The organism is Stenotrophomonas sp. CFBP8994 (genome assembly GCF_034044835.1).
Classification (GTDB): Bacteria; Pseudomonadota; Gammaproteobacteria; order Xanthomonadales; family Xanthomonadaceae; genus Stenotrophomonas; species Stenotrophomonas rhizophila_A.
The window spans coordinates 929,110-943,630 of record NZ_JAXCWT010000001.1; the positions used below are offsets into that span (position 1 = coordinate 929,110).

General features: G+C 67.8%; 11 protein-coding genes. 6 read left to right on the forward strand and 5 right to left on the reverse strand.

Annotation, left to right across the window (positions count from 1 at the left end; translation table 11 throughout):
- Nucleotides 1–73: 73 nt before the first annotated feature.
- Nucleotides 74–784, forward strand: a complete 711-nt coding sequence (locus SOM39_RS04285) for a glutathione S-transferase (protein ID WP_320457570.1) — start codon at nt 74–76, stop codon at nt 782–784.
- 63 nt (nt 785–847) lie between these two features.
- On the opposite strand, the gene SOM39_RS04290 is transcribed toward SOM39_RS04285, so the two are convergent.
- The 3 genes from SOM39_RS04290 to SOM39_RS04300 all read right to left on the reverse strand — a co-directional run bounded on the left by SOM39_RS04290 (nt 848) and on the right by SOM39_RS04300 (nt 4,988).
- Nucleotides 848–2,446 (reverse strand): hypothetical protein, encoded by a 1,599-nt coding sequence (locus tag SOM39_RS04290; protein WP_320457571.1) that lies wholly within the window; start codon nt 2,444–2,446, stop codon nt 848–850.
- Between the two features lie 227 nt (nt 2,447–2,673).
- Nucleotides 2,674–4,395, reverse strand: coding sequence for a thiamine pyrophosphate-dependent enzyme (locus SOM39_RS04295; protein ID WP_320457572.1), 1,722 nt, complete (start codon nt 4,393–4,395; stop codon nt 2,674–2,676).
- A gap of 116 nt (nt 4,396–4,511) precedes the next feature.
- A complete protein-coding gene (locus SOM39_RS04300) occupies nt 4,512–4,988 on the reverse strand; it encodes a DUF3574 domain-containing protein (RefSeq protein ID WP_320457573.1) in 477 nt (158 codons plus the stop codon).
- A gap of 254 nt (nt 4,989–5,242) precedes the next feature.
- Between SOM39_RS04300 and SOM39_RS04305 the strand changes: the two genes are divergently transcribed.
- The 5 genes from SOM39_RS04305 to SOM39_RS04325 all read left to right on the forward strand — a co-directional run bounded on the left by SOM39_RS04305 (nt 5,243) and on the right by SOM39_RS04325 (nt 13,300).
- Entirely contained in the window at nt 5,243–7,690 is a 2,448-nt protein-coding gene (locus tag SOM39_RS04305; RefSeq protein WP_320457574.1) for a TonB-dependent receptor, read from the forward strand.
- 100 nt (nt 7,691–7,790) lie between these two features.
- Complete coding sequence (gene otsB / locus SOM39_RS04310) at nt 7,791–8,567, forward strand: trehalose-phosphatase (RefSeq protein ID WP_320457575.1); 777 nt, start codon at nt 7,791–7,793, stop codon at nt 8,565–8,567.
- Between the two features lie 21 nt (nt 8,568–8,588).
- Complete coding sequence (locus SOM39_RS04315; protein WP_068853786.1) at nt 8,589–10,370, forward strand: glycoside hydrolase family 15 protein; 1,782 nt, start codon at nt 8,589–8,591, stop codon at nt 10,368–10,370.
- A complete protein-coding gene (gene otsA / locus SOM39_RS04320; RefSeq protein ID WP_320457576.1) occupies nt 10,367–11,734 on the forward strand; it encodes an alpha,alpha-trehalose-phosphate synthase (UDP-forming) in 1,368 nt (455 codons plus the stop codon). Before SOM39_RS04315 ends, otsA begins: the two co-directional genes overlap by 4 nt.
- A gap of 297 nt (nt 11,735–12,031) precedes the next feature.
- Nucleotides 12,032–13,300, forward strand: coding sequence for an OmpA family protein (locus tag SOM39_RS04325; protein ID WP_320457577.1), 1,269 nt, complete (start codon nt 12,032–12,034; stop codon nt 13,298–13,300).
- 19 nt (nt 13,301–13,319) lie between these two features.
- Here the strand turns inward: SOM39_RS04325 and SOM39_RS04330 are convergent, their stop codons facing one another.
- Both SOM39_RS04330 and pgeF read right to left on the reverse strand, forming a co-directional pair.
- Nucleotides 13,320–13,739, reverse strand: coding sequence for a thiol-disulfide oxidoreductase DCC family protein (locus SOM39_RS04330; protein WP_320457578.1), 420 nt, complete (start codon nt 13,737–13,739; stop codon nt 13,320–13,322).
- Nucleotides 13,724–14,521, reverse strand: a complete 798-nt coding sequence (pgeF, locus tag SOM39_RS04335; protein WP_320457579.1) for a peptidoglycan editing factor PgeF — start codon at nt 14,519–14,521, stop codon at nt 13,724–13,726. Before pgeF ends, SOM39_RS04330 begins: the two co-directional genes overlap by 16 nt.

Below are 14,521 nucleotides of genomic sequence, written 5' to 3' on the forward strand. Positions count from 1 at the left end.
GCAGCGACATCCCCATCACGCGTGCTTGGCGGCGCGGGCGGGAGGCTGGGCGCTCCTGTCGCGGAGCGTGCGCATGCATTACGAGCTGTACTACTGGACCGGCATCCAGGGCCGGGGTGAGTTCATCCGGCTGGCGCTGGAAGATGCTGGCGCCTCCTATACGGACATGGCGCGGGTGCACGGCGACGAGGTGATGCAGCCGTTCCTGGACGGCAAGGCCGAGGGGTTGCGCCCGTTCGCGCCGCCGTTCCTGGTCAGTGGGCGGCAGGTGATCGCGCAGGTGGGCACGATCCTCGATCATCTGGGGCCGGAGCTGGGGCTGGTACCCGAAGCCGCCTCACGCCGGGTGCAGGCGTTGCAGCTGCAGCTGACCATCGCCGACCTGGTCGCGGAGATCCACGACACCCACCACCCGATTGCGGCCTCGCAGTATTACGAGGATCAGAAAAAGGAAGCGAAGGCCCGCGCGGCGTCGATGCGGGGAGAGCGGCTGCCGAAGTTCCTCGGCTGGTTCGAAAGCGTGCTGGAGGCCAATGGCGGCCTGCACCCGCTGCGCGAGCACTCGTACGTGGACCTGTCGCTGTTCCAGCTGCTGAGCGGGCTGGACTACATGTTCCCGCGCCGCATGCAGGCACTGCGGCCGTCGCTGCCGCTGTTGCATGCACTGAAGGACCGGGTGGAACGGCGACCGAACATCGCCGCATACCTGGCCTCGGAACGCCGGTTGGCGTTCAACACCAACGGCATTTTCCGGCATTACCCGGAGTTGGATGGCGAGGATTGAGGTCCGGTCACGACCAACGGTCGTGACCTACCGGGGCTCGACGGGTGGTGACCCACCGGTAGATCACGACCGTTGGTCGTGATTGCCTTTCTGCAGCGACAACAGGCCCAGCAGCGCCGCCAGCGCCACATACGCGCCCGCGAACTGCCACATGATCTGTTCCGGCAAGCCTTCCAGCGTCCACGGCAGGTAGATCCCACCGCGCGGATCGACCGAGTGGATCAGCCCGAACAGGGTCAACGCTGCGGCCACCAGCAGGATCCCGGAAGAGCGCAGCAGCCTGCCGTCGATCATCGCCACCACCGCGGCAATCCACAGCATCGAGGTGATGATGAAGCCATTGCCCAGGGTGAAGATCACCGCCAGCTCCGGCAGCCCATGCCCGTCGAGCGTGGTGGTCATCGCCACCAGCTGCTCCGGCGGGATCCAGCCCGGCGCCTTGATCGCCAGCAGGTAGGCCACCGACGGCAGGAACCCCAGCACCATCGCACCGGCATGCTCGCGCGGGGTGGCCTGGAACGCCTGGGTGGTGATGTCGATGGCCACGTACACGATGATCGGCGCCAGCACCGCCAGCGGCAGCCACTGCACCAACCCGGAAATCACCCCCAGCATGCCGCCGATGCCCACGAACAGGCCGGTCAGCAGCGTGTAGCCGCTGCGCGCGCCCATGTGCTTGTACGCCGGCTGGCCGATGTACGGCGTGGTCTGCGCCACGCCACCGCACAGGCCGGCCACCAGCGTGGCCACCGCCTCCACCAGAAGGATGTCGCGGGTGCGGTAGTCATCGCCGGCCGCACGTGCGCTTTCGGAGACGTTGATGCCGCCCACCACCATCAGCAGGCCGAACGGCAGCAGCAGCGGCAGGTAAGTGATCGCCGTGGGCAGGCCATCGATGAAGCCCAGCGTCGGCCACGGCAGCACCATCTGCAGCGGGGTCCACTCGGGCACCTTGAAGCCCGGTGCACCCAGCCCGGCCAGGCCGAGCCCGTAATACAGCACCGTGCCGAACACGAACGCCACCAGCACGCCCGGCGCGCGGATCGGCAGCTTGCGCTTGGCCACCAGCACGTACAGCAGCAGGCCCAGCGTGACGAAGCCGACCACCGGCGAGCGCAGCGTTTCCAGCAGCGGCAGGAAACCCATCAGCACGATCGCGATGCCGGCGATGGAGCCCAGCAGCGAAGCGCGTGGCAGCGCGCGGGTTACCGCCTCGCCGAAGAAGGACAGCACGGTCTTGAGCACGCCCATGATCACCAGTGAGGCCATGCCCAGCTGCCAGGTGGCAATGGCCGCATCGTGCGGAGCCAGCCCCTGCGCCTTGAAGGCCAGGAACGCCGGGCCCAGCACGAGCAGCGCCATGCCGATGCTGGTCGGCGCATCCAGGCCGAGCGGCATCGCGGTGACGTCATCGCGGCCGGTGCGCGCGGCCAGCCGCCGCGCCATCCAGGTGTAGAGCACGTTGCCGACCAACACGCCGAAGGCGGTGCCGGGGAACATGCGCCCGAACACCACGTCGGCAGGGAACTGGAAGATGCCGACCAGCGCCATCGCGATGAAGCCCAGGATCGACAGGTTGTCGACCACCAGGCCGAAGAAGCCATTGAGATCGCCGGCGACGAACCAGCGGGGGCGTCCGGAGACAGGAGCGGATGCAGGCATGCGAGCGGGCACGGGGTGGGGGGTACCCGATGGTAGGCGTTCATTGCGCCCGGGGACAGACGCATGCGTGGAACACCGGGGCACGCCCCGTACCGACCAACGGTCGGTACCTACCGGCGGGGCGACCGCCATGTGCCCGTACCGACCAACGGTCGGTACCTACCGGCGGGGCGACCGCCGTTGGCCGGTAGGTCACGACCGTTGGTCGTGACGTTCGTCAGACACCCTTACGGCTTGTTGAGGAAATTGTTGGCCAGCAGGTCGCGCACGTCCCCTACCCGCCCGTGCAGCAGCGCCTTGGCCGCGTACAACGCGGTGCCGGCCACCTGCTTGACCTCCGCCTGCGCCGGCATCACCAGCTCGGTGGGGCTGGTATGTACGTCCAGCAGCGCCGGGCCGGGGTGGGCCAGCACGTCCTGCACCGCCTGCTCCAGGTCTTCGCTGCGGGTCACGGTGCGACCGTAGAAGCCGATCACCTCGGCCAGGCGGCCGAAGTCGGGGTTTTTCAGATCGGTGTAGTTGTCCAGCAGGCCCTGCACCTTCTGCTCAAGCTCGACGAAGTTCAACGAGCTGTTGTTGTACACCACCACCTTGATCGGCAGGTTCTCCTGCACCGCGGTCAGCAGGTCGCCCAGCAGCATGGCCAGGCCGCCGTCGCCGGACAGCGAGATCACCTGCCGTCCCGGGAACGCCTTCTGCAGGCCAAGCGCCTGCGGCATGGCATTGGCCATCGTGCCGTGCAGCAGGCTGGTCAGGGTGCGCCGGCGTCCGTTGGCGCGCGTGTGGCGCAGCACCCACACCATCGGCGAGCCGCAGTCGGCGGTGAACAGCGCATCCTCGCTGGCATGCCGGTCGACCAGCGCGGTGAGGTGCTGCGGGTGGATCAGGCTGCCCTCGCCTGGATGCTCCTCCTTCGCCCGGGTCGCCAGCGCTTTCTCGCGGTGCTCGATGCATTCGTCCAGGAAACTGCGGTCCTCACGCTCGGACAGCAGCGGCAGCAGCGCTTCCAGGGTCGGTCCGATGTCCCCCACCACGCCCAGCTGCACCGGGTGGCGCCGACCGAGATGGCTGCCGTCGCGGTCCACCTGGATCAGGGTGGCCTTGTCCGGGTAGAACTGGCCCCAGGCGAAGTCCGCACCGAGCAGCAGCAGCGTGTCGCATGCCATCAGCGTGTGATAGCCCGACTCGATCCCGAAGATGCCGGTCATCCCCATGCTGTACGGATTGTCGTACTCCACGAAATCCTTGGCGCGCGAGGTGTGCGCGATCGGCGCCTTCAGCCGCGCGCCCAGCGCCACCAGTGCGTCATGGGCGTGTTCGCAGCCGGCGCCGGCGTAGATGCCCACGCGCTTGCCCTCGCCGATCAGCGCCGCAATGCGCTGCAGTTCGTCGTCGCTGGGGCGCAGCACCGGCTGGGCATGGTGCACCGAGAACGGCACGTCGTCCTTCACCTCGGCTTCGGCGATATCGGCCGGCAAGATCACCACCGCCACCCCGCGCCGGCTGATCGCCGCCTGGCAGGCCAGCGCCACCACCCGGCGCGCCTGCTGCGGGTTGTAGATCTGCTCGCAGAACACGCTGCAGCTGGCATACACCGCCTTGAAGTCCACTTCCTGCGGGAACTCCATACCCAGCTCGGTGGTAACCACCTGGCTGGCGATCAGCACCAGCGGGGCGCGGTTGCGGTTGGCCTCGAAGATGCCATTGATGAAATGCAGCCCGCCCGGGCCGCAGGAGCCGGCGCAGGCGGTGAGCTGGCCACTGATCAGCGAGTCGGCACCGGCCGCGAACGCCGCGGTCTCTTCATGGCGCACGTGCACCCAATCGATGTCGCTACGATGGATCGCATCGGTGACATGGTTGAGGGTGTCGCCGACGATCCCGTAACAGTGCCGCACACCGGCGGCCTGCAGGGTATCGACGACGATTTCGGCAACGCGCTTGCTCATGGCGGCACTTCCACGCTCTGGGGGAAGTGCCAGCCTAGACCCGCGCAGGTGACATCAGCGTGCGAATGCACGCCGATTCATACCAAGGTAGGTACCGACCGTTGGTCGGTACGCGGTCAGAACGACACTTCCACCGCCTGCTGCGACCACAGCACCGACTGGTGCTTCGTCGCCTGCTTCCATGCCAGGCGGATCGCTTCGATGTCCGCACGGCGCTGCGGAGTATTTTCGTGCAGCACCACCAGCACCTTGGTACGCAGGCGGTTGGGCTCCTTGGCGCCGCGGAACAGCCACTGGCCGTAGGCATCGAACACGGTCAGGCCATCCGGGAAGCGCGGGGTGACCTGCTTGTCCAGGAAGTCGCGCCACTGCGCCTCGCTGATCGCATCGGTCTGCTTGCGGTCGGAGGCACCGCTCTCCTCGCCCACGCCGAAGTACAGCTCGCTGCGCACCCAGTTGGTCGCCGCATCCGGGCGGGCGGCGTCGCCCTGGAGGGTGGCGGTGGCCGATTCGGGGGTGCGCGGGGTCGGGGTAGCGGTGGCGCAGCCGCCGAGGGCGAGGAAGGCGGCCAGCAGGAGGGGGGAAAGCTTCATGGTGCGGGGGCTCCGGGTGTTGCGAGGGTTCCGTGGGACACGCATGGCGTGTCGCTACGTGATGGACATAGTCCGGGATCGATGCTGATCACGTCCGGTTATCTGCTGATAGCCGTCCGTACTGGGACTTGCATCACAGGTGGGGTTCACGCCAAGATAATATATCGCTTCATCCGGATGGAACAATAGTTTCATCTGGGACCAGCCGGGCAGCGCCCGGCACCACCCTCCCCCGTTTTGCTGCTGGAGCCCGCATGTCCCGTCCGTCCGCGTCGCGCCTTGGCCTCGCCATTGCCCTGGTCCTGTCCTCTCCCCTGCTGGCCCAGGACCTCCATGCGCAGGATGCGCCCGCCTCCGCCACCACGCTGGACACGGTGATCGTCACCGGCACCCGCGCCATCGACCGCACCGTGCTCGAATCGACCTCGCCGGTGGATGTGCTCACCGCCGAGGACATCCGCCGCGCCGGCGTGGTCAATGGGGAGCTGGGCAGCGCGCTGCAGGCGCTGCTGCCCTCGTTCAACTTCCCGCGCCAGTCCAACTCCGGCGGTGCCGACCACGTGCGCGCCGCCCAGCTGCGCGGGCTGTCGCCCGATCAGGTGCTGGTGCTGGTGAACGGCAAGCGCCGCCACACGAGCGCGCTGGTGAACACCGACAGCAAGATCGGCAAGGGCACCACCCCGGTGGACTTCAACTCCATCCCGGTCAGCGCCATCAAGCGCATCGAAGTCCTGCGCGACGGCGCCGGTGCGCTCTACGGCTCGGATGCGGTGGCCGGCGTGATCAACGTGATCCTGGATGACGCCCCGGAAGGCGGCGCCATCGAAGCCAGCTTCGGTGCCAACCACACCAACCTCAAGCCGATCGACCGCACGCTCACCGATGGCCAGACCAGCTTCGCCAGCGCCAAGGTCGGCACCGCGCTGGGCGAAGACGGCGGCTTCCTGCGCGTGGGCCTGGAGCTGAAGAACCGCGAAGGCACCAACCGCGCCGGCTTCGACCAGATTCCGCCGTGGGACCAGACCGATACGAACCTGGCCCTGCAGGGCCAGCGCAACTACGTGCTCGGTGATGGCAAGACCAAGGACCTCAACGCCTGGATCAACACCGAACTGCCGTTCGGTGAAACCTCGAAGTTCTATTTCTTCAGCACCTTCAACCAGCGCGAAAGCGAAGGCGCCAACTACTTCCGTTACCCCGACAGCGACGCCAACTGGACCGAGCTGTACCCCAACGGCTACCGCCCAATTTCCGAAGGCGAGAACCGCGACGTGCAGGCCGTGGCCGGGGCCAAGGGCCAGTGGGGCGAGTGGAACTACGACGCCAGCCTGGATTACGGCTTCAATGACTTCACTTACCGCCTGCGCAACTCGCTCAACGCCTCGCTGGGCCCGGACAGCCCGACCCGGTTCAAGACCGGCGATTACCGCAATGAACTGACCGTGGGCAACTTCGACCTCGGCCGGGTGTTCACCCAGGGCGACAACACCCACAGCCTCGGCCTGGGGCTGGAAGCGCGCCGCGACCACTTCCAGACCCGCCCCGGTGACCCCGCCAGCTACGCCGCCGGCCCCTACACCGACCGCCCGACCGGCTCGCAGGCCGGTGGTGGGCTGACCCCGCAGGACGCCACCTCGCTCAGCCGCGACGTGACCAGTGCGTATGCCAGCCTGTCCAGCCAATTCGGCGAACACTTCTCCAGCGACCTGGCCGCACGCTACGAGCACAGCGACGATTACGGCGGCGAGCTCACCGGCAAGCTGGGGCTGCGCTATGAGTTCACCCCGGCGTTCGCACTGCGTGGCGCGATCTCCAACAACTTCCGCGCGCCGTCGCTGGCGCAGATCGGCTATGAATCCACCTCCACCGGTTACAACGCCGCCGGCCAGCTCGTGCAGGGCCGCACGCTGTCGGTGAACAACCCGATCGCGCGCGGTCTGGGCGCTACCGACCTGAAGCCGGAAAAGTCGGTCAACACCAGCCTGGGCTTCACCAGCCGCATCGGCGATCACTTCGACCTGTCGCTGGACTTCTACCAGATCGATATCGATGACCGCATCGCGCTGTCGGAGAGCATCACCGGCGATGCGCTCACCGATTACGTGCAGCAGCAGTTCGGCGTGGCCGGGCTGCAGAGCGCCAACTTCTTCGTCAACGCCGCCGATACCCGCACGCGCGGCGCCGAGCTGGTGACCAACTGGCGGCAAGGGCTGGGCGATGGGGAACTGGTGCTGACCGGCACCTACGCCTACAACAAGACCACGTTGAAGAACGTGCTGGCCACGCCGGCGAGCCTGTTGGCGCTGGACCCGGACTACGTGCTGTTCGGCCTGGAAGAGACCAACACCCTGACCGATGCCACGCCGCGCACGCGGGCGCAGCTGGCGGCGACCTGGGCCAATGACCGCTGGACGTTGAGCAGCCGCCTGAGTCGTTACGGCAGCGTGACCCGGGTGTTCAACTTCGGCGATGGGTATGTGCCGCGGCAGACCTATGGCGCCGAGTGGCAACTGGATGCCGAGGTGGAGTACCGGATCACGCCGCAGTGGAGCGTGGCGCTGGGTGGGCAGAACCTGACCGACAATTATTCGGATCTGTCCAACGAGGACATCTATTACTTCGGCAACCTGCCGTATGACGTGCTGTCGCCGATTGGCAGCAATGGTGCCTATTATTACGGGCGCGTTCGTTACACGTTCTGATCATTGCTACCGCCAGGCAGGGCCTGGCGCTGCCGGGCGCGTTTGAATGGAAGCGTGATCGTCTACTGGACGATCACGCTTCCGGTGGCATGTTGGCAACATGGCCAACGACTACCCCCTCCGTCCGCCGCCACCACTGCTGGACAATGCGTGCGCGCTGTTCCTGGACGTGGATGGCACCCTCATTGAATTTGCCGACGACCCCGAGGCCGTCACCCTGCTGCCCGAGGTGCGCGAGGCCATCGGCCGCATCAGCGACCGGCTCGACGGTGCGGTTGCCCTGATCAGCGGGCGACCGCTGGCCCAGCTGGACCGCCTGTTCGCGCCGCTGCACCTGCCCGCCGCTGGCCTGCACGGCCACCAGGTGCGTGGCCTCGGCGGTGCCACCCACGCCGTTGACGGTCGCACCGGCAGCGCCACTGACAGCGACACCAGCGAATGGCTGCACGCCGTGCACCAGCAGGCCATGCGATTCGCGCATGGCCATCCCGGCGTGCTGGTCGAAGACAAGGGCCGCAGCCTGGCCCTGCATTGGCGTGGCGCGCCGCATGCCGCCAACGAAGTGCGTGCGTTCGCCGAACGCCACATCGGCGGCAACACCGGGTACCGGCTGCAGCCCGGCGACCACGTGGTGGAATTCATTCCCGAAGGCAGCGACAAGGGCCGCGCGATCCGCCAGCTCATGCAGCAACTGCCTTTCCGCGGCCGCATTCCCGTGTTCCTGGGCGACGACCTGACCGACGAGTACGGCTTCGATGCCGCCAACACCCTGCATGGCTGGAGCGTGCTGGTGGGCGAACGCGAGCCCAGTGCCGCGGTCTTCGCCCTGCCCCGTGTGCGCGACGTACACCGCTGGCTGCAGGAAAACGCTGACTGATGTACCCAGAGACCCCCACCCATGACTGATTCCAACCTGGACCTTGGCGTGGTCGGCAACGGCAGCTTCGGCGCGTTGATCGACCGCCACGCCCGCGTCGTGTGGAGCTGCCTGCCCACCTTCGACGGCGACCCCACCTTCTGCGCACTGCTGCAGCCCAACCAGCAGGTCGGTGGCGATTTCGCCATCGAACTGGAAGACATGGTCAGCAGCGAACAGAGCTACCTGACCAACACCGCCATCCTGCGCACCGTACTGCACGACAAGCACGGCGGCTCGCTGGAAATCATCGATTTCGCCCCGCGCTGGCGCCAGAACGACCGTTTCTACCGGCCGGTCAGCCTGATCCGCCAGGTGCGCCCGCTGGGCGGCAACCCACGCATCATCGTGCGCGCCCGCCCGCTGGCGGACTGGGGCGCGCGCGTGCCCGAGGCCACCTGGGGCAGCAACCACATCCGCTGGGTGCTGCCCGACCACGTCCTGCGCCTGACCACCGACGTGCCGCTGCGCTTCGTGCGCGATGAGCTGCCGTTCGTACTCAGCCACCCCGTGCACCTGGTGCTGGGCGTGGACGAATCGCTGAACCGCTCGCTCAGCGGCTATGTGCAGGAATCCTTCCAGCGCACGCGCGATTACTGGCGCGAATGGGTGCGCTACCTGTCCATTCCGCTCGAATGGCAGGACGCGGTGATCCGCAGTGCGATCACCCTGAAGCTGTGCCAGTACGAAGACAGTGGCGCCATCATCGCCGCCATGACCACCTCCATTCCCGAGGCGCCGGGCAGCATCCGCAACTGGGATTACCGCTACTGCTGGCTGCGCGATGCCGCCTTCGTGGTGCGCGCGCTCAACCGCCTCGGTGCTACCCGCACGATGGAACAGTTCCTGGGCTACATCTTCAATCTCGCCACCGGCGATGGCAGCCTGCAGCCGCTGTACGGCATCGGCTTCGAGGCCAAGCTGGAAGAAAGCGAAGTGGCCTCCCTCGATGGCTACCGTGGCATGGGGCCGGTGCGGCGCGGCAACCTGGCCTGGGTGCAGCGCCAGCACGATGTGTATGGCAGCGTGGTACTGGCCTCCACCCAGCTGTTCTTCGACCGCCGCCTGCAGGACCCCGGCGACGCCCACACCTTCGCGCGGCTGGAACCGCTGGGCGAACAGGCCTTCGCCCTGCACGACGTGCCCGACGCCGGCCTGTGGGAGTTCCGCGGCCGCACCGAAGTGCATACCTACACCAGCGCGATGTGCTGGGCCGCCTGCGACCGCCTGTGCAAGATCGCCGTGCGCCTGAAGCTGGACCACCGCGCCGAGTACTGGCGCGACCGCGCCAACACCATCCACGCGCGCATCCTGCGCGAGTCCTGGAGTGACGAGCTGGGCCACTTCACCGACACCTACGGCGGCCACCGCCTGGATGCCTCGCTGCTGCTGCTGGCCGACATCGGCTTCATCGCCGCCGACGATGCGCGTTTCGTCGCCACCGTCGAGGCCATCGGCCGTGACCTCAAGCACGGCAACGCGCTGTACCGCTACGTGGCGCCGGATGATTTCGGCGAGCCGGAAACCAGCTTCACCATCTGCACGTTCTGGTACATCGACGCATTGGCCGCCATCGGCCGCCTCGACGAAGCGCGCGAGATGTTTGAAATGCTGCTCGAGCGCCGCAACCACCTGGGCCTGCTCTCCGAAGACCTGGCCTTCGACAATGGCGAGGCCTGGGGCAACTTCCCGCAGACCTATTCGCACGTGGGCCTGGTCACCGCCGCCATGCGACTCTCGCGCAGCTGGCAGGAGGCCTCATGAGCCGCCTTGTCGTGGTCTCCAACCGCGTGGCCGCGCCCGGCGTGGCCGCCCCGGGTGGGCTTGCGGTGGGACTGCTGGCCGCGTTGAAGGAACGCGGTGGGCTGTGGTTCGGCTGGAGCGGCAAATCCGTGCGCGATGACAGCGGCGAGCTGCACGAGCAGACCGAGGGTGACATCCGCTACGTCACCATGGACCTGAACAAGCGCGACGTCGACGGCTACTACAACGGCTTCGCCAACCGCACCCTGTGGCCGCTGCTGCACTTCCGGCTGGACCTGGTGGACTATGACCGCGCCACCCGCGAAACCTACCGCCGGGTCAACGCGCTGTTCGCCGAAAAGCTGGCGCCGCTGCTGCGCGAAGACGACATCGTGTGGATCCACGATTACCACCTGATCCCGCTGGCCTCGCTGCTGCGCGAACGTGGCATCGGCTGCCGCATCGGCTTCTTCCTGCACGTGCCGATGCCCTCGGCCGACCTGCTGCAGGCCATGCCCGACCACCTGCGGCTGTTCTCCAGCCTGTACGCGTACGACCTGGTCGGCTTCCAGACCCAGCGCGACGCCGACCGCTTCCAGTCCTACGTGCGCCTGTTCGCCGGCGGCAAGGTGCTGCCCGATGGCATGCTGGAAGCCCCCGGCGGGCGCCGTTTCCGCGCCGCCGCGTTCCCGATCGGCATCGATACCGCGCACATCGAACGCCAGGCCAAGGCCGGTGCCAACAAGCCGGCCGTGCGCGACCTGCGCAACAGCCTGCGCGACCGCCAGCTGGCGATCGGCGTGGACCGGCTGGACTACTCCAAGGGCCTGCCCGAACGCTTCCAGGGTTTCGAGCGCTACCTGCAGCGCCACCCCGACCAGCGTGGCAGCCTCACCTACCTGCAGATCGCCCCGGTATCGCGCGGCGATGTCACCGAGTACCGGCAGCTGCGCAGCCAGCTGGAACAGATCGCCGGCCACATCAACGGCGGCTTTGCCGAACCGGACTGGACCCCGCTGCGCTACGTGAACCAGAATTTCGCGCATGCCACGCTCACCGGCTTCTACCGCGCCGCTGCCGTCGGCCTGGTCACTCCGCTGCGCGATGGAATGAACCTGGTGGCCAAGGAATACGTGGCCTCGCAGGACCCGGAAAACCCCGGTGTGCTGGTGCTGTCGCTGCTGGCCGGCGCGGCCGACGAAATGAAGCAGGCGTTGCTGGTGAATCCGCACGACCTGGATGGCGTGGCCGATGCCATCGCCACCGCCGCCACCATGCCGCTGCGCAAACGCATGGAGCGCTGGCAGGCGATGATGGATCACCTGCGCACCCATGACATCAACCACTGGCGCCAGAGCTATCTGGAGGCACTGGAAAACGGCTGATTACGACATGTTGTCGGGCCAGAAAGCTGTCGCTTCTGGCCTGAACTCGCCCCCGCCATGCGCATCATCCGCTGTGATGCGCTCGTTTTAGGAGTGTGTCGCTTTCTGCACTCCCCGCCGTGGCAATCCCGATAGCCGCAGCGTGCCATTTCGATAGGCCTCCTAAATCGTCGGAAACTACGACCGATTCGCAACCTGGAACCCGCGCAACTTTCATTTTTCATTGACAGGCCGTTCCGACATTGACTCCCGCAACGCCCGTGCATGCCGCAGGGGCTGGAACCGGGAATCGGATTGATGTCACTGCTGGATCGCTTCATCGAAGACACCGCCCTGCACATGGGCCTTGGTCACCGCGCGCGCAACCTGGTGGACGTGCTGGTCGATTACATCCGCGGCCTGCCGGGCGGCATCCATGGCCTGCGCCGTCGTTTCGATGCCGTGGGCCTGGGCAGCCGTTTTCCCGGTGATGAACGGCCTTCGCGGCTGTTGGCCAGCCAGCTGGAGTGCGTGATCGGCCGCGAAGAGCTGGCCGTGCTGGCGCGGCGGGCCGCCTTCCCCACCGGCATGTTCGCGGTGGTGGCCTCCGACCTGCTGCCAGGCCTGCTGGATGTCCTGGAGCAGGAAGCCCGCAGCGCGCAGGCGCCCCATCCCGTGAAACAGGCGGCGCCGCGCAGCCCCGCCCTGCGCCTGGTACGGGGCACCGCCGCGCGCGGGCTGCTGTGGGTGATGGTAGCCGGCGTGCTGCTGTGCCTGACCGGCTGGATCCACCAGAAGACGCGGGTGAGTACCGGTGCCGCGCCGACCTATGCCGACCAGCAGCACCCGCCCCGGTTGTCGCTGGTGAACAGCGGCGGCGTGATCGACGTACGCGGCCGCCTGCCAGGCGAGGCCGACCGCCGCCGGGTATGGAGCGCACTGGTGGCCCAGTACGGCCAGGGCGGGGTCACCGGTGACATCCTGCGTGACCCACAGGCACAGGCCCCGCGCTGGCTGGACCGGCTGGTGACATTGGCCCCGGTGCTTCGCCATCCCGGGCTTTCGCTGTCATTTACCGGCGACGCGCTGCACGTGGACATGACCCGGCTGCCGGAAGGGGACCGGATCGCGGTGTCCAATACCCTGCGCCGCGCGTTTGGCCACCTGCAGGTGAGCGGGCTGTGGGACGCGGGCCGGATCGCGCTGGCGCAGCTGCCGGCCCAGCCCGAACCGCACGCGCTGGTGGCGGCATTGAACCAGGGCAAGGTCGGGTTCGAGCACAAGTCGCCGGTGCTGCGGGCCGACGGGCGCGACATGCTGCGGGCCAGTGCGCAGGCGATCCTGGCCGCCGGGCCCGGTGTGCGCCTCGAAGTGGGCGGGCATACCGACAGCCTGGGGGCTGCCGAAACCAACCTGCAGCTGAGCCAGCAACGCGCGGATGTGGTGGTGGCGGAACTGCAGGCGTTGGGGGTGCCGGCAAGCGCGCTGGAGCCGCGTGGTTATGGCGAAGAACATCCGGTGGCCGACAACCGGTTGGAAAGTGGGCGGGATCGTAATCGGCGGATTGAATACAGCGTTCTTCAGTGACACGCGCGTCCGCGCGCCTTCAATCGAGAAAGCGCGCCGCCTGCGCCGGTGTGGGCAGGAAACACTGCTCATGCCGGCCAAACCACCGGTACCGGTTACGCGCCAGCGCGCGATATGCACGATCGCGCCAACCGCGCGGCACCATCCTCAGCACGTGCGCGGCCTTCCACGCCCCGCCCAACCCGGCCAGCACCCGCACGATGGCATCGGTATCGCTCCACGCGCGCCCGTGCTCCACCAGCAGGAACGACAACGGATCATCCGGATCCAGCCCGTGCTGCTGCAACAACGCGCGTCCATGCGCCCCCTGCATCGCCGCGAAACGGTAGCGCCCCCGCTGATCAAACCGCAGCAGGAACCGCACCCAGCGGCTGCAAAGCGCGCAAACGCCATCAAACACGATCACCGCCCCGGAATCGGGGCTCACGGCGCCATCCACGCCAACGTCGCCATCCGCCCCGTCCGTCGATCCCGGCGATGCGAATAGAACCGCCCCGGCTCGGCAATCGTGCTCAGCTGCCCACCACTGATTTCGCCCGGGTCCACCCCGGCCGCCACCAGCCGCCGCCGCGCCAGCGCGTACAGATCCACCTTCCAATGCCCAGGGCGGGTGGCCACGAAGGCCTCCGCCGCCCCCGCATCCAGGTCCACGAACGCCGCGAAGACGTCCGCCCCGATCTCGTACTCGGCCGGCCCGGCCGCCGGCCCCAGCCACGCCTGCAACCCGCCCGGCGGCGTATGCATCGCCGCCACCGTGGCTTCCAGCATGCCGTCGGCCAAGCCACGCCAACCGGCATGGGCGGCCCCGATCTCGCGGCCATCGCGCGCGGCCAGCACCACCGGCAGGCAGTCGGCGGTCAGGATCGCCAGCACCACCCCGGGCACCGAGGTCACCGCCGCATCGGCGGTGGGTTCGGCGTCAATGCCGCTCTCCACCGGCGGCGCATCAAACCGCAGCACCCCCGTGCCATGCACCTGGCGCAGCCAGTGGGGTGCCGAGGGCAGGCCCAGCCCGGCCTGCAGCAGCGCGCGGTTGCGCGCCACCTGGTCCGGGTCGTCGCCGTCGGCGGCGGTGCGATTGCCCATGTTGAACTGGTCGAATGGCGCCTTCGAGCCGCCTGCGCCGTGGCGCAGGGTGGTCAGCGCATGCACCCCGGGCGCGGCCGCCCAGTCGGCGGCCAGCACCGGCAGCAGCGCGGCGTGCGGCGAATCAGGGGCCAA